Below are 18,846 nucleotides of genomic sequence, written 5' to 3'. Positions count from 1 at the left end.
AATGTACTTTGGCCGATGCCATGTTTGCGGCAAATTTCTGGCACAGGAATACCTGACTCAGCTTCCTTGATCATGCTGACAATTTGGGTTTCGGTGAACTTGCTTTTTCTCATCGTAAATTTTCCTACTTTAGTTAATGGAAAATTCTACTTATAAACTGTTTCATTTTTTGGGGGAGTTACAAGTTAAAGTCCTTATCACTTTGTCTAAATAGTAAGAGCAGTGATGAGAAGTGGGCATTGGAGGAATATTTTCCTCCATTCAGTCAGTTCAACTTGGTTAGCTTGACGCGAGGCAACGGGCACTTGGGGTTTCACCGGGTTCGATGATATTAATATTGACCTCTTTTAAGTCGCCAATTATGGGTTTTAAAGCTTTATCAAAACGATTTGCTGCGGCTTCGATTTTTTCGGCATAGTCGTCAATGGCATCAAAATTAGCAGCGTGACTTTCAATTACTGCCTCAATTTGCTTGGCCTTTTCTTCTTGTTTTGCCAGTAGCGCTTTATTGATCACAAGTCGATCGTCGTCTTCTTGTATCGCCTCTTTACTAATGGCTTCCATTTCTTTGCTGAGCAGTGCGAGCTTGTCTTCAATATCTTTCATTGGTAACTCAGAAGCTGAGATATCAAGCTCTGCCGCTTTGAGTGCTTTGTATGCGGCCACCTGTTCGGCGTCCATGGTGTGTTTGATTATTGGGTTACAGTCTTGGTAAGCGATAAGCCGGTAGCTGCCTTGTGTTTGCGGCTCGGTTGTATTTGCATTGGAGTAGCCAATGCAGGCACTCAAAGCCAGTGTTACCGAAATAATGAGTATTGATTTTGTGGTTTTCATAAGCACCTCGAAGGAATAAGTCTGATTTACAAAATTAGTCGCGGTGCAGTCTGAAAAGGTTGATTTTAGATGCGCAAGTATTAGTAACAAAATATGAATCGGGCAGTGAGCTTAGAATTAGTTGCTACTTTTATCAGGCGCTTGGCATTGGTGCTGTGCAATTTCTTCGGCGTATTTGGCTTTAACTAATTCAACATAATGATTGAGGTTTTTATCAGGATTTACGGTAAAGGTCAGCTTACTTTTATGTATCGCGGTGATACGGTCCAAGCGAAATTCACGGTAATCACTGCGGAGCTGACAAAATGCGACCAGCGTCCACTTTCCACCCCAATAAACCAATCCGAGAGGCTCGATAATACGCTGGGTTTGTTGCTTTGCAACGTCTTGATATTCAAGTTGTACACACTGCTTAGCCGCAATGGCGAGCCTGAGTGTAGCGCTAAAGGATTGTTGTTGTGGTCCGTGTTTAAAACTCGAAACCAAATAAGGGGAGTGGTCATGCTGTTGTTTGAGGTGAGCGGGTAGCACGGCCTCTATTTTGGCAATGGCTGCTTTTGCATGTGCGCTTAGTTCGGGATCCGTCCATGCTCCAACCATTTTACTGCCAAGTAATAATGCGGTGAGTTCATCATAGCTAAACATCATAGGGGGCAGTGGGTAGTCACCAATAATATAGCCGACACCTGCTTCCCCCTCAATTGGCACGCCAGAACTTTGTAAGTCCTGAATATCGCGATAAATCGTACGCTCAGATACCGTAAAGTGATCGGCCAATGACTTAGCGGTAACCGCTAATCGTCGACCCTTGAGCAGATCCACTAACTGAAAGAGACGTTCTGATTTATGCACGAGTTTTCCTTGTTATTCAAATCTCAGATTGATTAACCGCTACATGGGGTTTGAGAGAGCACATTACTGTGACTAATGGTGACACTCTCGCTGTCTATGTATTGCGTTAATCTTTGGCATACTTCGGTTGTTGGGAATTGTGCCGAAACCGCTTTAGCATGCTCCATCGATTGCCAATAAATAATATCTAAATACTCGCCAGTCTGACTGTCTTTAGTCAACGAACGATATAGTAACCCAGGTTGCTGTTCAACCCACTCGGTAAATGCTGGGTTTACACCCATAATGTCACTCTCTGTAGCACCAAGAGCCAATTTAAATTTTACAATCTCTACGACATTTTGTTGCATGGTCTTTCTCCTTTTTGAGTTCAAAAAGAGTAAACCACGATGTTGTGTCAGGGAGTGTCAGTAGTGTTTAAATATACAGTGCATTTTATATCTAGATCTGTATTAGGATTTAGGGTACTGCAATTGGCAGGATTAAACGTGTAAAGGATAAGGAAATGAAATTAAGTACAAGCATATTTGCAACCAGTTTGGTTGCATCCGCTATCTGCGCTTCCCATGTTTTTGCAAAGGATATAAATGACAGCGATGTCAAAAGGCTGTATGTCTTGGCAAAGCAAGTCGCATCACAAAGCGTCAGTGGGTCGTATACTTTTGCTATCAACTGTCATACTAACCCCAGCTTACTGAAACGTGCCGTTGAGCAAGTAAGTTGGCCTGTCGATGAAATTACCTTTGCTATTCAAGGACAATGTCAGGGCCCAATTAAGATCACGAGATCTGGTATCACCATTACTGGGTCTGATAATACCCAAGATGTTATCTCTGCGGCGCTAAGCGGCGTGCAGCCGACCATATTAGTGGAGTCTGGTTCGGTTAAGCTCAATAACTTAGGGGTTGTTAGCACCGCTCAGCAAAGTAGCGTAACGGTGACGGCGCAGGGAATGGCAAGATTGGATAATGTCGCGACTCAAGTGCAAGGCACTGAGCCTGAATACCACTATATCGTGACAGATAATAGTAATCTTTACTTAAGTAATCTAAACCAAGCCAAAGTGAAAATAGCAGGGGGCGCTTTTGCTGAATTTGTAGCCGGAAATCAGGCGATGACAGCATATGTGTTTGACACCGCCAATGCTAGAAGTACCCAAGGGAACCAGTTCGACGCAGTACAAGTTGCTGGAAATGGCTACTTTTTAGCAGATGGGCAGTCGCATATAAACCTATTAATGATCTGGAGTAAAGGCGCCGCCGAAATCGACCAGCAAAGTAGTGTTGGTGAACTGATGATGGGCGGCCAAACCTTGTTTGCTGCTTATAGAAACTCGACCTTGTCAGGGCCTTACAGCTTCTTTGGGAACGTGGTTTTTGAGTTGGAGCACTCCTCTGCGACAAATTGGGTAACGCAAGAAAGGCCGCACTCGCTGTTTTCTGGTAATAATGCCGTCGTGAATGGCGAACTATTTCCAAGTTGGAGTTGGCAAGGACAGGCACCACAACCTGAGTAACCTGAGCTTCAAAACAATGAGTTAGCGTATTTCTTATTCAAACCTCAGGTTGAGTAATTTATGCTACTACGCCGCTTGGTATTATGCTTTACTACTAAGCGGCAACGATTAATCTAAAGGTAGAAGAATAAGATGGATCATCAACAAGTACATGACTACTTGCTTGCAAAACCCTATACCAGCGTAAGTCAACCTTTTGGTGAAGGCGTTGATGTATATAAAGTGAAAGACAAAATGTTCGCGACGTTGGCGCTTGGTAAAATGGGCAAAGAAGATGACGAGCATGCCCATTGGCGCGTAAATCTCAAATGCGATCCTGATGAAGCGCAAGCGCTGCGAGACATATTTAGTGCAGTGTTACCGGGTTACCACATGAATAAAAAGCTGTGGAATACCGTGATCCTTGATGGTTCTATGCCAAAAGGTGAAATTGAGCGCCTTATTGATAATTCGTTTTTACTGGTTGTTAGTAAAATGACAAAGAAAGACCAGAAATCGATACATGTGCATTTATAAACTAACGGGCGATTCTAATCTCTAGCTTTATTGATTGTAGTATTTAAATACTATGACTTAAACGCATGAAAAATTCATAATAATCTTCATCGTAAATTTTATAGCCTATCTTTTTTCTTGGTGAGGGATGAATGTTATTCTTCAGATAGAAACAATTGAGCTTACTCAATATTAACTTTTTTAGCCCTAGCAAGTAGTCATAATCTTATTATATTACTCTTATAAATTGAAATTCTATTTTTTAGCTAGATAAAAAATGGGCTATTATATGTATTCAGTACTACTCCAATTCGAATGTAAGCGTAAATTTAGCGCCACCATAACTACTATTCGACAATAAAATATCCGCTCTGTGAAGAACAACTATTTCTTTAACAATAGATAAGCCAAGCCCAAAGCCAGCTTTGTCTGAGTGCTCTTCTTGTCGAAAATATGGTTGAAACACCCGTTCATAATTTTCCGTCTTAATTCCCCGTCCATCATCTTCTATACAGATCTTAATGTTCCTGCTTGTTTTTAACACAGTGATAAATATATTGTCATCACCATATTTATCGGCGTTTATCACTAAGTTTTTTATTGCTCTCGATAGCAAAATGTCATCTGCTATTAGATTACATGGGGAGTCAATTTTGAGATGGATTTTACTCTTGCACTCTTGTTGAAGCTTTTCACAATTTAATGCTAGCAAATCTTCTATTTGTATTGGTTTCAGTTCTAATTTTACTTCCGCTCTTTCCATTTCAGCATATTGAAATAACTCTTCGACCATTTCTTCCATAACGAAAATCTGCTTTTCTAAACCACTAAGGTGTTCTTGTGATGATTTATCTATTGTTTTGCTTAATAGTTCAATATATAAGTGCATTTTAAATAAAGGAGAGCGAACCTCATGCGCAATAGAAAGAGTTAATCGTCTATGGCTGCTTAGTAATCGCTCTAATTTCTCAGCCATATTATTTAAACAATAATTTAACTTTCCCACTCTCTGGGAGCTTTTCGTAGGTACTCTTGCAGAAAGTTCTCCCTTGCTGATATTGACTACGGTCGTTTCAATTAATTGTAACTTCCGATACAAATTAAAAAACCAAATAAAGCAGCAAAGTGCAACCATGAAAACCAAAGTAAGAGCAATATGGTTATCTAACTTGCGTGTCAATTGAATTAACTTATTTGATTCGTCTTCATACATTCTATAATACTGTTCGTTTGAGAAGACTTTAAAATAATCATAAAACTCATCATCAACCCAGACATCTTGAGATGCTAATTTGTCACGAATGTAAAGAGGAATGTCTGATTTCGATATTGGTTCAATAATAACTTTGTTACGTTCAGCGATTAATTGCAGGAGATGCTCTTGTTTATCTTTTGATATGTGTTTTTCTAGCTCATTTAGTAAGACAACTTCTGCGGAAAAGTTATCAGCATCAATAATATTGTATACATCAACATACAGGTAAGTATTTAGTATATGTAAAATTATAAAAAACAAATACAATGTAAAAAGTAAACCAAAATATAAAGGTAAAAATAATCTAGCCATGATAAAACTTTTCAAGTTAGCGAAGTATAGTTCTCAAGGAAAATTTAGATAGCTTCTAAATAAATTAAATGTGTAATCACCAAAAATCAGGAACAAACATATAGCCTTTACCACGCACAGTAATTATCCCTTGTGGTCTAGAAGCATTATCTTTCAGCTTTTTTCTTATTTGAGAGACTTTATTATCAATCGATCGATTCACTCCATCATAGTCTATGTTTCTTAAAGATTTAATTAATTCTTCTCGGCTGACTACTTGCTCTGAGTTTTCGACAAGGTGCCATAACAATGAAAATTCAGACGGTGTTAAGTTAATTAACTGATTATCTAATTTACACCGTTTGAGTTGATTACTTAGCCATAACGCCCCATAGGTTCGCTCTTTGTCAGAAGGTTGAATTAGAACTTCCTCTCGAATCAAAGCCTTTCTAGAGAGCAGATTTTTTATTTTTGCCAAAAGAACTCGTGGTAAAACGGGCTTTTGAATAAAATCATCAATTCCCATTTCAAGCGCCGCAACTTGATCCATATCGTCAGCACTTGCGGTGAGCATCAAAATTATACCCTTAAATTGTTTTCTTACCTGAACTCCTATGGTTAAACCGTCAACTTTAGGTAACATCAAATCCAATATAACCATATCAGGGGCATGAGTAAGAATAACTTCTACAGCGCTCTCCCCAGAATTAAGAGCTATTACATTAAACCCATACCCTGATAAATAGTTTGTTAGTAAATGAGAAAGCTCATCATCATCTTCTATTAAGAGTATTTTTGAAGAAAAGTTCATAGCACTCAAAGTATTGTATATGATTAACAAACTATGAGTATAACACATACCGAAAAATAAGTGAGGGGATAACATCCCCTCTAACTACTTTATTTAATCATCTTTGAGTAAGTATTTTCTCATTTCTTCATCAGACATTTCGTGAATACTATCAAAAGGAGCTGCATTGATAGTAAAGAAGTAAAACTCAGGACCTAATTCATCACCTAACATTTCACGGAAATAAGTTAGTTGTGATTGGTGAGCAGGGTCATCTTCGCTCAACTGGTCAGCCGTTTTTCCAGATTCACAACACCAAGAATGTACGCCAACTATAGCACCGCTTTCATATAGACGCTGATAACCAGACGCAAATAAATCTACCCCTCCAGAATATATTCTAGAACCTTTCTCAACTTTTGTTGTTAACTGAGCATTACGGATCAACCTTCCTGTATGTGAGTTAATATCATCATCAACAGACCCACCAATATTTTGCAAGAGGAGAGTCGTGACTTCAGGATTATTATTTACAAGGTCTTGGATCTGTATGTAAGTCTTTGTGCCTAATTCACCTTTTACTGTTGCTACAGCACCTTCTATTGCTAGTGTAGTACTACCACTTGAAACTACAGAATCATTAACAACAAGGCGAACGTTGAAGTCTTGTTGAGTAATATTATTAAGTCTTCCAGTATAAATGGCATTATCATCATCAAATTCAATCGATATGTCATAGCCAGCCAAATATGCGTCCACTTCCTTATGAGCAGCCCCTAGATCTTCAGTCCCAGTTTCTATAACATAGAGTTTAGCCAAGGGCACTCCTTCTATAAAGTCAAAGCCAAAAGACAAAAAACCTTTCTCATAGCTGGCATATACAACTTTCTCCTCTACATCAGTAGAATGAACCGATATATCATATTGCACTCCATCAATTTGCAGCTCCAATTGATCATACTTATATTTAAACTCTTCAACATATTCCGCAACGTCATCAGGATGAAGGTTATAAACAGCTTCAGGTTGAGTAGCTGTAGGTTCTGGCGCTGTTGTAATAAGTTCACTCTTAGTACTATTACTTCCACCACAAGCAACTAAAGCTAAGGCAAGTGCAATTGGGCAAGTATATTTCAAAATTGTGTTCATAGTGTCTCTAGTTCAGTTTCTCAAGCTAGAGTAAGTGTATTGGAAACCTATCATTACTGATATCACTCTTGTGTCTCGCAAATGTACGTAAAAAACTTACATTTAGTACGATGAATGATTAAACGACTCAATTCTCCTATTAGCTTTTATAAATATGAAGTCTGTTGAGGCAGAGAATGAATCTCCATAAATTAAAATTCAATTGAAATATCAGGCATACCAATTTGGTAGCATAGAGGTGTATGAAGTTTTTATAATGAAAATTAATGGGTTATACTTGCTAACTATTAAAAAGCTGTGGAACACGGTGGTGCTCGATGGCTCCATTCCTACAGGAGAACTTGAGCGGATGATGGATAACTCATTTCGCCTTGTAGTCGAAAAAATGCCGAAAAAGCAGCAGGGGATTATCCTTGCGCAGCATCAATAGATGCACAAACGACTTGGTACACGGCGTTCACTTTAGGCTCTGTGAGCGCTTGATTTGCCACAACAAAATGTACTGGGAGCGAAAAGTCTAGCAAACTAGACAAGGCAACCTCTGCTCCTTGATCTGCAATGGCGTTGGCTTCAATAAAGCTCACGCCGAGTCCTGCCTTAACTAAAGCCAAGCGGGAGCGCTCATCCGCAGCATTAATATTTACCGCGTTTACTTCGCTTAGCTGTTGATCAAGTTGCTTATCAAAAGGGCAGCCTTGTCCCATACGTATCCACGTCATCTGTGCCAATTCGGCTTTATGTGATGGCGTAGGCCAAGATGCAGGATAAGCGGTGGTAACTGCAACTTCTGTGAGCGGTACAGCACTAAAATGTGCAGGTACTTCGCCATAAATAACCCCACCATCAAGTAGCCCATCACTGAGTTTGTCGACGATGACACCACTTGAGAGTAATTCCAGCGAAAAAGAAAGACTTGGAAAGTGCTGGTTGAGGGTTTTTATTAGTGTGCCAAGTTCGCTCGAGGTGCCAATAGGGTGGTTCAAGCCAAGTCTGAACTCGCCTGTGAGCAGTGTTTTGGCTTGCGCTGCGGTGTGCATTAAATCATTTGCACTTGCAAGCGTTAACTTAGCTTTGTCTAGCAAGATCTTACCTTGCTCTGTGAGCTGCATTCCTTTGCTAGAGCGATGAAACAATACGGTATTGAGTTCTTCCTCAAGCGCTTTGATATGGGCGCTGATAGCAGGTGGTGTGGTGTACAGTCGTTTCGCTGCTGCTGTTAGATTTTGGGCCTCTGCAACCGCAACAAACGACCTTAAATGGTAAAACTCCATTGCACTAAACTCAATCACGTATTGAATACCACCAGTTTAAATGAGCTTGCTGTGATTGCCTATTCTGAAATGATGAACATCGCCTTCAAAAAATATGAATTCATTAACGCCTATCGAGTGCGTAACGTAGTTGACCTCGGGTGAGGTTAAATAATTATCCGCAGCTCAGATTATTTAGGACCCAGAGTATTTAAATAGGAGTTAGAAGATGAAAGTAGAAGTATCACAGTATTTTGCAATGAAGCTGGCTTGCGAAACGGATTGTGCTGATGTTTATCAGGCGATGTTAACGGGGCAGCAGGATTTTGTGCTATTTGATGTCAGGTCGAATGAAGCCTTTGCCAAAAGTCATGCTCAAGGCGCAGTTAATATGCCAAGCGCAGACATAAGCGAGCTGATGATGGCTAAGTATGACAAGGTCACACCAATCGTGGTTTATTGTTGGGGTCCTGGGTGTAATGGCGCGACAAAGGCCGCGTATAAGCTTGCAAAAATGGGCTATCAAGTAAAAGAGATGATAGGTGGAATTCATTACTGGGAGGATTTCGAGCGTTACCCCGTTAATCGCCGAGTGTCTCAGGCTCAAAGTTGATGTAGGTGCATTTTCCTTCATCTCATGATTATACTGTTATTCATTCACGGCACATTTATCAATGTGTAAAGTGAGTGAATAACGATAATAACAAGGGAAATATCATGTCGAAACTATTGTACTGCGCCATATTTTGCTCGTCTTTGCTAAGTCAGACATCCTTCGCCACTGACTCGGCTCGACATCAAGTTCAACAAGTTGCACAAAATCTTTTACCTAGAGTGCAATTGGAAGGCCAAAAATATAAACCTGTAGATTTGCAGACGCGTCTTCAAGAAACGCATTTGCCGGGCTTAAGCCTTGCCGTGATCAAAGATGGTAAAGTGGTGTGGGCTGAGGGTTTTGGCATTGCAGATAAAAAGCAAAATCGAAAAGTGACTACTGAAACGCTGTTTCAGGCAGGGTCAATTAGTAAGCCAGTTGCTGCGCTTGCGGTATTAAAGTTAGCGCAAGATGGTAAAATCGATTTAGATGCTGACGTTAATCAATATCTCACCTCTTGGAAAGTACCAACGAACGAATTTACCAAAGCCAATCCTGTTACTTTGAGACAGTTAATGACTCACACCTCGGGGCTCACTCAACATGGTTTTCCGGGCTACGTGCATGGTAGTAAAATTCCAACTGACGTTGAAGTCTTAATGGGTAAAGGTAATACCGACTTAGTGACGGTTGACACTTTGCCAGGTAAAGCTTGGCGCTATTCTGGCGGTGGTTACACGGTAATGGAATTGCTCGTGGCAGATGTGACAAAAATGCCATTTGAAGAGTATGTCCAGCAGGCAATTTTAACTCCGCTAGGGATGCACAATAGTACCTATGCGCAACCATTACCGAAAACGCTATGGTCAAAAGCCAGTGCTGCGTTTGACGATAAAGGCGAGCAAGTTGAAGGGGACTGGCATGTTTATCCAGAACAAGCCGCGGCTGGCCTTTGGACCACTCCGGTGGATCTCGCTAAATATATTATGGCCGTACAACAAGCGTATGCAGGCAATACCGTGGGGCCCATCACACCAGAGCTGGCGAAGCAAATGCTTGAAGTTCATCATGACGTATGGGGTTTGGGACCAGAGCTTGAACAGCGAGAGCAAGGGCTTGTTTTCACCCATGGTGGTAAAAATAAAGGCTTTAGCAATCGTTTTGAAGCATTTGTGGAAAAAGATGAGGGTATGGTGTTGATGTCCAATGGCGACTCAGCGAGTACCGTATTTGGTGAGCTTCGCATTGCCATCAGCGAACATTACGGCTGGAATTTTATACGCAGTAAAAAGATAACCGCGATTACATTACCTGAGGCACGCGCAAAGCAATTGGAAGGTCTGTATGCTTATGAGAAAGATCATCAGTTTAAAATGAAAATCACCCGAGAGGGGACGCGATTTAACGTCTTAGATATGGCCCGTGACAACCTGATGGCCTTTGTTGCCACAGAGGAAGACACCTTGATTGAGCTTGAAGGGGGCGCAGATGTCACCATTGAAACGAATGATAAAGGTGAGATCATCGCGGTGATTTGGCGTGGCCTATATCGTTTTGAGCGGATTTAATCGGAAACTTCACGTCAACGAGTAGTCTGTCTCTGGTATTGGTATAAAATACACCTAGCGTTTATGTACCGTTTTGACTGGTTAGATAGCAGCCAAAGAACAGGTGTCCAGCGGGGGGCAGCCCTTCCTGGCAACCTTGCAATCGAGTTGGTATTGAGTAACACGGCGACAGTTTACTCTATTTTCTGGTGCTCTATGGATTGCTGCCTTATGTGCTCAACCAACTGCGGAAAAAAGGTTTGAAATCCAGATTCAAGCTGGTGGTAGTGCTCTTTTATATCCACTTCAGTGCCTGAAAATTGGTTTTGAAAACGAATACGTTGGGCGATGTTATCGAGTGCATGACCCACACCAGCTACGGATTCATAGGTGGCAAACCAATCATTTTGTGTCATTGCGCTAACGACTCGTTGCATGTGCGCAGGCATGATGTGCAAGTTATCGTGCAGCAATGAAAAGCTCTGACGTTTAAAGTCATCAAGCGAGGTGCTGTGATATTGCTGCCAGTGCTTAATCAAAAAGTGGTCATATAACACATCCAGTGCAATGCCTGCAAAGCGGCGACGCGCGGGCGAAAAAAGTTGTTTAGCAGATTTTGTTATCGTGTGGCTATCAGTAAATTTATCGACTTGCATATGTGTTTGTAGACCAAGTTGCACAGGTTTGGGCAGTACTTGTATATTCACGCCTTTTTGAAAGTCACCGAGCAAGTTGCCAAAGTGCGATGCGGCAGTTGGTTTGGCAAAGTACAAATGCGCCAAATAATTCACAGAAACATCCCCCAATAATTCACTCTAAAACAGAGTATCGCATTTGTCCGCACATACAAATACCAGCATATATGAATAACCATTTAATTCAGGAAGGAGAAACATAGCTTAGGCTATGCTTGTCTCCATTACTGTGAACATCAGGGGAAGTGTGATGGCGCTAACGGCTGAATTGAAGCAAAAGACCAAGCGATTAGTAGAATCAAAAAATATGCTCAAAGGGATCACGGTTGCCTCTTTTTTAGAGTCAACCATCGTGCCTATTCCGCTTGAAGCTGTGATGGTGCCGCTAATGCAGGCGAGGCGAGAAAAACTGTGGCTAATTGCGCTAATGGCGACGGTTGGATGTGTGATTGGTGCCTTATTTGGTTATGCGTTGGGGTACTATTTATTTGATGCAGTGGGGGATTCCGCTATTGAGCTGCTGTCGAGCCAGTCTCAGTTTGAGCAAGTGAAAGCGCAGATGCAAAGTCAGGGATTTTGGTTTGTGTTGACCTTAGGTATTGCGCCAGTACCTTTTCAGATTGCCATGTTAGCAGCTGGCGCCACAAAGTTTTCACTATTACAATTTCTAATTGCAACCTGTATTGGCCGTTCACTACGTTATTTTGGCTTGGCGGCGGTCGTTTACTTTGCTGGTGATCAGGCTGAAAAGCTAATTAAACAACATAAAATAAAAGCCGTTATTCTCACAACGGCAATTGTGCTGCTCGCATGGTGGATAACTAGTCGCTAGTAGGGCCTAGTATTTTCTATACAAAAATTTTGATTCATTTTGTGAGCGTGCAAAAGCGAGTAAATCATCGCTCAGTGTTAGTGGCTCTGACGCCAGCATTTGATACTGTTGATAAAAGTTATGAGGGGCTCCGGCGCGCTCAAATAATGCGAGGGCTGCTTTACCTTGCCGAGCATACTCTCTGTAATCTTTGGACTTATTCAGCAGTTGAATATAAGCAAGGTAAAAAAGCTCAAACTCAGCATGTCTTGCAGAGCCTGTCTGCTTTAACATGAGATCAATGTTGTACAGCAGCTCACTTTGGTGCTGCATTGTCTCAATTAATTTATTTTGATCTTGGCGGATCATTGAGGCTACTACTCGTTCTTCAAAGTTATTCAGTTGCTCTGTCACTGTGTGATGAAGCTGTATAAATTGCTCCGCATGTATGGTACTTAATTGTTGCTGAAGGTTGCGCAAAAGCAAACTCTCCCGCTTACCTAGTTGTTCAATTTGATATTCAGCCACCGTCAGTACAGTTTGGTACACTGCATTGTGCTTTTTACCTTCAGGAATAGCTGCAATCTGCTTTCGAATCGCTTGAATATGAGCGTTGATCAGCGACAATTTTTGATTGACGTCGATTATGTTCCATTTACTAGGAGGTTGGTTAAAGAAGCTCGTAAGTACAATTTCATGCCGGTTTGATGCAGAATGTAACTTTACCAATGTATCAATCAGCTCGGTCAGAGGGTAGTCGGTAGATAAGGTGCGCAGCAACGTATCCGCTTGTAGTGAATTGTTAAGTGCTTTTGATTGCGCGGCTTTTATCTGAGCCGTAACGATATCAGCGTTTTCATAAGCAATTTGTGCGTCTACTAGCAAAGCTGAGGCATTTTGTGTTTCTTGATATAAGCTTTGCCATGTGGCGCTGTCGTATTCACTGAGTGTCTTGAGCGCGTGTGCTTGTGCTTCTATGTCTCTTTGCTGTTGAGCTTGTGTGAGTGCTCGCTCGGTTTTTGTTATTTCGACCGGTGTACAAGCCACAAGTGTTGCGAAACAGAGAGTAGGGAATAGTTGCTTCATGTCGTTATTGTTTTGTATTCCTTTTGCTTAACGTTAGCATCATCACTGCAATGGGGCAATATTCCTATATTGGGTATACATTTCGATATTTGCCTACACTTGCATTGTTCAATGGCTGTCTGATCTGCATTTTGCTGGCTGTCGCTGAGTAATAACCTTGCTTATAAAAGTGAAGTACATTGTCTTGCCAATCCAACTCGAGAAATTGACAGACTTCCTTCATCACAGCCTGAGGCATTTCTACCAGCGATTCATAATTCACAAATTTAATTTGAGTCGGATGTTTTTGTGCGGCATCTTGCAAAAACGCATAAGCATTATCATACATAGCTTGAATATCTTGCATCCGGTATGAGTAGCCATGAAAGGGGCTATTCGTTTGATATAATTGACGAAAGTTTGCGATACAAGTATCTGTTCTGTCTCGTTTCATCACGACAAATTTCGCGCGTGGAAACGCCTTTGCAAGCAAATCGATAAAGAAAAAATGAAATGGTTGTTTGTCTATAAAACGTTGAGCACCAGCAAAGGACTGCGCGGTGAAGAGACGGTATTGCCCAATGGCGTTAGCCTCTTTATAGGCGTGGCTGATATATTGAATATTACTGTCGTAGTCACGAGAAAACCTAAGTGCTTGGGGCAATACACTGGTTTCTCCCAGCGGTTGTAGCGACAATTGCGCTAAGATCTGCTCCATTAAACTGGTGCCTGAGCGTGGTAGCCCAATGATAAATACAGGTGCAAGCGTTTGCTCTGGAGCAAAATCAATAGGCTTGTCTAGAAGTTTGCCAAGTGCTTGAAAATAGCCAGTCATTTGTTTAGATGAATAGGAAACCTCAGCACTGACCGCTTGTTTACTGGCCACAAAGCTTTGCCATGCCTTGGGATAATTTTCCTGCTTTTCGTATTCGAGTGCCAGTGCATGGTGAAGCCGCTGTAATGCAAGTGGTGTAGTTTGCGCTGTTATTTCAGTTGCTAACTGAGCGATGCGAGTCGATGCTAATTCTACAGGAGTAAGCTCTGAGTAGGCTAACTGGCACTTTGCATTACTTGGGTTTGCTTGCACTAAAGAGGCAAGCAGCGTCCGCGCTTGTGCTAATTCACCAGACATCTTTAAATGCATTGCATAGTTGAGCGCGATTTCAGGACAGTGTGGTGAGCGTGTATAGGCATGGCTAAAATGCCAACCAGCGTCAGTATATTGATTTAATCTCAGTAATATATTTGCGAGGGTATCGTGCTCAGATCCCGACAACTGTGTGTTACCTAGCAAATGCAGAATATAACGCTTTGCCACTAATGGTGCTTGGGTAAAAAGCGCAAGTTTGGCAGCGCTCAATGAGTAAAATGCGCAGGGAAATAAACTTAGGCACTTGTCGTAAATTTTTAGTGCTTTGCTGAGGTTACCGAGAGCGATATTCAATTCGGCCAATAAGGCGTACGCGTGGTGATCGTTGGCATTGGTATTAATGCGAGCGACTAATGCGTGATGCGCCGCTTGAAATTGACGCTGTTGAATATAGCTTTGGATCTGATTGTATGATGTCATCGCAACGTAAAGAGAGTGAAGGTAACTTCACTCTCTATTTTAGTTTTTTGCTGATTATAACTCAAACTGGTAGTTAAGCTTGACCCCAACGGTACGAGGTGTTGTGACATAGTGTCCGTACACTCGCTGCTGCTCAGGCAAGGCTTTGTTTAACGCCGCGAATTTAGCTTCACCAGCCCAAGACTTGTCGCGTCTTACCGAGGTGAAAGCAAATTTGTCAAACAGGTTGTCGACATAAAAAGTGACGGCCCATTGCTCGCTTGAAAGCTTCGCACTGAGATTAGACAAGGCAAATCCTGGCAATACCTCTCCGTCAGCTTTGAGTCCGACTTTCGTGTATACGTCACTCTGAGCGGTTACTCCATAATTAACGTTAAGCATTTTGTCGTCGAACACTTCCTGCTCGTAGCTTAAACCGAATGAAAACTGCTGTTTTGGGGCGCCAGGTAGGCGGTCGCCATCTGTACCGTCATAGTACGGCTGGTAAAGCGCAATTTCTTCTGCGCTATAGTCACCTTCTTTGAATACCGCAAACAGGGCTGGTGCATCATCAGTTAGCTGTGCTTTTGCATAAGAATAGGTTGCATACACCGTCCACTGGTCATTCAACATAGCCTGGGTTGACAACTCAATCCCACTAGAGTTCGCAGATCCAGCATTGGAGGTAATGATCTCTTGACCGTTTACCGTCACGGATGAGATCTGTGCATCTTCCCAATCAACACTGAATAATGCGGCATTGAAATGCAGCTTGTTATTCAGCCATGTAGATTTTAATCCCAGCTCATAGTTAGTGGTGGTATCTGGTTTATAGCTAAGCTCATGCGGCAGTGCACAGATGATCTGTTGCTCTGGTAGTGTTTCTGGACAGGACTCCAAACCGTTGCCACCGCCTAACCTAAATCCTTCACTGACAGTGAAGTACGTCAGCAGTCCATCTTGCCAAGTGTAATTGGCATTAAACTTAAACAAACTACCATTGTCTTTGGCACTGACTTGTTCAAATGAAATTTGTTCGAGGCTTGGCAGGCCCCCAGAATAGAGCGGGGTTTCAGCCGCTGACTCAGTTTTAACATCATAGCGATAGAAACGAGCGCCCACTGTGATATTAAAATCATCTGAAAATGCGTAGCCGATTTCGCCAAACAATGCAGACTCTTTGCTGGTGGCATTGGTAAGTGCAATATACTCAAGGTCTTGCTCAATATTGTCGATTTCATCGCCCCAAAACGCCGTGAGTCCTGGCGTGTACTCTCTATCGTCCGAGCTAATTTCTTGTTTACTGTAATATACCCCAGCAATCCAATTTAGCGCGTCATCCCCTTTAGAGACTAAACGGATCTCTTGGGTAAAAGTGTCTTGATCTGTGGTGTCTTTGGTCAACGCGGTGAAACTAGGAAAATCCGCATAACCCGGCCAAATATCATAAAGTAGATCGGTTTGATCTCGTTGGCCTTGTTGTTCTTTACTTGACCAACCGGATGCCGAAACTAAATCAGCAAACTCTAAATCGGCGTTGATTTCAAGGCTAAGCAGGTCGTCTTCTTGTTCGTTAGGTTCAAGCACGCGGTAGGCTGACTCGTATGGTTTGATCGTAACGGCAAGCGGGTGCTGTGCCGCAAGGCTTTGATATTGTGAAATTGAGTTAGCGCCATTTTCTTGCTTCTGGTGGAAATAGTTCAGCGTGGTATCGATATTCTCACTCACCAACCAACGTAGAGAAACCCGTGTGGTCGTAATGGTCTCATCATTTGCATCCGCAACTGCGTTGATGTTTGCTTTTACATCCTCAGCATTGGACCAATCAGGATCTGGGTTTGAAACGCCAGCTTGCTTAACCACATAACTGTAATCCATAAAACCGGGGTTGTGATAGCGGTTAATACTTGCACGAACGGCTAATTCATCCATCACTACAGGCATATTGAAGACAGCACCCACTTCATGACCATGACTGTCACTATCATTGATACTGAATAAATCACCACTTAGTTTACCCTCAATAACGTCAAGCACTGGTGCTTTAAGCATGGTTCTAATCGCACCACCTAGCGTGCCTGCACCGTAAAGCGTACCTTGTGGGCCAATCAAGACTTCAACACGTTCGATATCGGTTAGTCGCAAATCCACATTGATTGGGATTTCGCCGAGGTAAGTTGCCACGGTTCCCGAGTCAGAGGCACGTTCTGACGAATTAGTATTCAAACCACGAACAATAATAGGTGAACCTTCACGGCCACCTTGTTCTGTGATTGTCAAACCTGGGACCCATCTTGCTACGTCTTCAAGGTCGCCAATATTTTGGTCGCTCATTACATCGCTGTCGACGGCGGTAATGTTTAATGGCGCTTCTTGAACTGTGCCTGCGCGTCGAGTTGCTGTTACTTGAATTCGCTCAATTGACTTTTCTTGAGCCTTACTTTCTTCTGCTTGTGATTGATTAACAACAAAAAAACTCGAACTAACAGCTAGTGCGACTAAGCTTGGATGGAGCTTACTCATAAATGGTGGAACCTCAAATTTAGAATTAAACGTGACGAAATTTCAATATTTATAAATGGGTAAGTATGCAGGTAGCACATTTTAGTCCCGAGTTTAGAGAAAATTTCATACAGCTGGCGGTAAATAGACGGGCAATACTTTGTATTTACTTTAGGTAATTTAACCACCCTGAAACTGCGGCGCATGCTAACATGTTTATTCGTATTTTGTGAATAATTATTTTGATTTTTTGAATGGTTATTTCTTTATGGAAGACGGCTATTTGCGAAAATTTTTAAATAGCTTAGAGTATTAGCTCCGTATACTTCTTTTATACATCGATAATATTAAGGAAAAACAATGAAAAAGCTGATGTTTGCATTGTTGGCATCTTGTACGTTACTCGGTTGCTCTGACAGTGAAGTTGGTGATGTATCTCTTGGTCTATTTACGCTCAAAGATATAAAACTAGACTCTATGGTTGACCCTGTTGTAACGGGCGTGACCTGCCATGTCGCGAGTGTTGAAGATAACTTGAGTTTTTCAGATCCTAGCGATAGCTCTATTTCTTGTCGTCAAACGAGCGAAATAACACCGGCAATGCTAGCAAATATAGACAAAAGCGATTCTGGTGAAGTGGTGTTCAAAAAATCAAAAAGTGTGTTTTTTAAAGCAATGAAAGTGAGAAGGATCTTTGATGCAAAAAACCAAACTTTAATGTACTTAGCCTATACCACCAAGGAAACCTCTGGCAGTTTTAAGCATAGCTTATCAACTGTGCCACTATGGGGAACTCAGGCTTATCAAGGCGATAAAACCAATTAACTCGAATGTTCGCTAGCACATAAACCCACACGCTTCGATAATTGCATTTAATGAGTTATTTTTTTGTTTGAATTAAACCTTTTTGCTCACGATTTCGACTAAGCTTAGTAGTGATAAGTTTAGGAGAAATCGTGATGTTAAAAACACGCTTTTTAGGGAAAACGGTCAATATTGCATTTGCAGTGATGACTGTATTGTTTGTTATTTTAACGTTAACAACTGATGCACATAGCATCTCATCTCAAGCTGCTCAGGTTGAGATGTTTAGCCAAGACGAGGTAATCTCTGAATCCAAATCTAAGTAAATTTGGGCCGTGATTTATCTTGTTTTGCTGCTTAATGTCATTCGAAACGATGAAAATATAATATAAATATTGCGCTCGGCTCAGTCTCTGTCGCGCGTGGTGTTAAGTGCATAAATTTGCATGAAGTTTTTATGACATACATTCATGCTTCACTTACGCGCTGTATAGCGTATAAGCTCTAAACCGCCATCTCTGACTCATCTCATTAATAGTCTTAGCTAGGCTGCCAGCAAAATTGTAATTAATTTGTTGCGTTCTCCTCAGTCTGCATTAGCTTTAATTAGGGACTCATACCAATTTGTCTTAATACTTGCTCAATATTATGGGGCAAATCTGACGCTAACTGTGTTAAAAAGTTTCTTATTTAGAACAACTAAATAGCAAAATTTTTGCCTGGTTATCGACAAGGTTTTCTTGCTTCAAAATAGATCTCTTAATTAAGTAAATTGGTATAAAAAAGCAGCGCAGTTTGCAATCAGATATTTGCAAGTTTCTGTTTTAAAAAAACTCGAATTTTAGC

At 41.5% G+C, this 18,846-nt stretch carries 19 protein-coding genes and 1 pseudogene; 8 read left to right on the top strand and 12 right to left on the bottom strand.

Annotated elements, in window-relative coordinates:
- The 4 genes from ABMY45_RS23690 to ABMY45_RS23675 form a co-directional block, all read right to left on the bottom strand.
- Positions 1-113: transposase (locus ABMY45_RS23690; RefSeq protein WP_349289022.1), on the bottom strand; the 113-nt coding region annotated here is incomplete at its 3' end.
- A 166-nt stretch (positions 114-279) separates the two neighbouring features.
- Positions 280-834, bottom strand: coding sequence for a hypothetical protein (locus tag ABMY45_RS23685; protein ID WP_102057291.1), 555 nt, complete (start codon positions 832-834; stop codon positions 280-282).
- 117 nt (positions 835-951) lie between these two features.
- Complete coding sequence (locus tag ABMY45_RS23680; RefSeq protein WP_010606229.1) at positions 952-1,686, bottom strand: YafY family protein; 735 nt, start codon at positions 1,684-1,686, stop codon at positions 952-954.
- A gap of 32 nt (positions 1,687-1,718) precedes the next feature.
- A complete protein-coding gene (locus ABMY45_RS23675) occupies positions 1,719-2,036 on the bottom strand; it encodes a hypothetical protein (RefSeq protein ID WP_010375910.1) in 318 nt (105 codons plus the stop codon).
- Positions 2,037-2,191: 155 nt separating this feature from the next.
- Between ABMY45_RS23675 and ABMY45_RS23670 the strand changes: the two genes are divergently transcribed.
- The gene (locus tag ABMY45_RS23670; protein WP_349289586.1) at positions 2,192-3,202 is read left to right on the top strand and encodes a hypothetical protein; all 1,011 of its coding nucleotides are present in this window, start codon (positions 2,192-2,194) and stop codon (positions 3,200-3,202) included.
- Between the two features lie 132 nt (positions 3,203-3,334).
- Entirely contained in the window at positions 3,335-3,718 is a 384-nt protein-coding gene (locus ABMY45_RS23665; protein ID WP_349289585.1) for an MmcQ/YjbR family DNA-binding protein, read from the top strand.
- A 280-nt stretch (positions 3,719-3,998) separates the two neighbouring features.
- Here the strand turns inward: ABMY45_RS23665 and ABMY45_RS23660 are convergent, their stop codons facing one another.
- The 3 genes from ABMY45_RS23660 to ABMY45_RS23650 form a co-directional block, all read right to left on the bottom strand.
- Positions 3,999-5,264, bottom strand: a complete 1,266-nt coding sequence (locus ABMY45_RS23660) for an ATP-binding protein (protein ID WP_349289584.1) — start codon at positions 5,262-5,264, stop codon at positions 3,999-4,001.
- A 76-nt stretch (positions 5,265-5,340) separates the two neighbouring features.
- A complete protein-coding gene (locus ABMY45_RS23655) occupies positions 5,341-6,054 on the bottom strand; it encodes a response regulator transcription factor (RefSeq protein WP_187491226.1) in 714 nt (237 codons plus the stop codon).
- A 93-nt stretch (positions 6,055-6,147) separates the two neighbouring features.
- On the bottom strand, positions 6,148-7,182 hold the full coding sequence (locus ABMY45_RS23650; protein ID WP_349289583.1) for a hypothetical protein: 1,035 nt from the start codon (positions 7,180-7,182) through the stop codon (positions 6,148-6,150).
- 289 nt (positions 7,183-7,471) lie between these two features.
- Here ABMY45_RS23650 and ABMY45_RS23645 point away from each other — a divergent pair.
- Positions 7,472-7,612 (top strand): annotated as a pseudogene (locus tag ABMY45_RS23645) (MmcQ/YjbR family DNA-binding protein); the annotation flags it as partial.
- Here ABMY45_RS23645 and ABMY45_RS23640 read toward each other — a convergent pair.
- On the bottom strand, positions 7,590-8,471 hold the full coding sequence (locus ABMY45_RS23640) for a LysR family transcriptional regulator (RefSeq protein WP_349289582.1): 882 nt from the start codon (positions 8,469-8,471) through the stop codon (positions 7,590-7,592). The pseudogene ABMY45_RS23645 and the gene ABMY45_RS23640 overlap by 23 nt on opposite strands.
- Before the next feature lie 190 nt (positions 8,472-8,661).
- On the opposite strand from ABMY45_RS23640, the gene ABMY45_RS23635 reads away from it, so the two are divergent.
- On the top strand, positions 8,662-9,045 hold the full coding sequence (locus tag ABMY45_RS23635; RefSeq protein WP_227386941.1) for a rhodanese-like domain-containing protein: 384 nt from the start codon (positions 8,662-8,664) through the stop codon (positions 9,043-9,045).
- Between the two features lie 104 nt (positions 9,046-9,149).
- Positions 9,150-10,595 (top strand): serine hydrolase domain-containing protein, encoded by a 1,446-nt coding sequence (locus ABMY45_RS23630; protein WP_349289581.1) that lies wholly within the window; start codon positions 9,150-9,152, stop codon positions 10,593-10,595.
- 173 nt (positions 10,596-10,768) lie between these two features.
- Here the strand turns inward: ABMY45_RS23630 and ABMY45_RS23625 are convergent, their stop codons facing one another.
- Positions 10,769-11,365 carry an ACP phosphodiesterase gene (locus ABMY45_RS23625; protein ID WP_206473274.1) on the bottom strand — a complete coding sequence of 199 codons (597 nt, stop codon included), beginning with the start codon at positions 11,363-11,365 and terminating at the stop codon, positions 10,769-10,771.
- A 154-nt stretch (positions 11,366-11,519) separates the two neighbouring features.
- On the opposite strand from ABMY45_RS23625, the gene ABMY45_RS23620 reads away from it, so the two are divergent.
- The gene (locus ABMY45_RS23620; protein ID WP_349289580.1) at positions 11,520-12,101 is read left to right on the top strand and encodes a VTT domain-containing protein; all 582 of its coding nucleotides are present in this window, start codon (positions 11,520-11,522) and stop codon (positions 12,099-12,101) included.
- Between the two features lie 6 nt (positions 12,102-12,107).
- Here the strand turns inward: ABMY45_RS23620 and ABMY45_RS23615 are convergent, their stop codons facing one another.
- The 3 genes from ABMY45_RS23615 to ABMY45_RS23605 all read right to left on the bottom strand — a co-directional run bounded on the left by ABMY45_RS23615 (position 12,108) and on the right by ABMY45_RS23605 (position 17,217).
- Positions 12,108-13,166, bottom strand: a complete 1,059-nt coding sequence (locus ABMY45_RS23615) for a hypothetical protein (RefSeq protein WP_349289579.1) — start codon at positions 13,164-13,166, stop codon at positions 12,108-12,110.
- Positions 13,167-13,230: 64 nt separating this feature from the next.
- Positions 13,231-14,715: a sulfotransferase gene (locus ABMY45_RS23610; RefSeq protein ID WP_349289578.1), complete on the bottom strand. Its 1,485-nt coding sequence runs from the start codon at positions 14,713-14,715 to the stop codon at positions 13,231-13,233.
- Between the two features lie 54 nt (positions 14,716-14,769).
- Positions 14,770-17,217 (bottom strand): TonB-dependent receptor, encoded by a 2,448-nt coding sequence (locus tag ABMY45_RS23605; protein WP_349289577.1) that lies wholly within the window; start codon positions 17,215-17,217, stop codon positions 14,770-14,772.
- Positions 17,218-17,556: 339 nt separating this feature from the next.
- Between ABMY45_RS23605 and ABMY45_RS23600 the strand changes: the two genes are divergently transcribed.
- Positions 17,557-18,021 (top strand): CreA family protein, encoded by a 465-nt coding sequence (locus ABMY45_RS23600; protein ID WP_010606241.1) that lies wholly within the window; start codon positions 17,557-17,559, stop codon positions 18,019-18,021.
- Between the two features lie 131 nt (positions 18,022-18,152).
- Positions 18,153-18,326: a hypothetical protein gene (locus ABMY45_RS23595; protein ID WP_157782802.1), complete on the top strand. Its 174-nt coding sequence runs from the start codon at positions 18,153-18,155 to the stop codon at positions 18,324-18,326.
- Positions 18,327-18,846: the final 520 nt, after the last annotated feature.

Origin of the sequence: Pseudoalteromonas sp. XMcav11-Q, assembly GCF_040104525.1 — a bacterium.
In the GTDB taxonomy this organism is placed as follows: Bacteria; Pseudomonadota; Gammaproteobacteria; order Enterobacterales; family Alteromonadaceae; genus Pseudoalteromonas.
The sequence above is the reverse complement of the archived record's forward strand: the minus strand, read 5'-3'. Positions and strand labels throughout refer to the sequence as shown.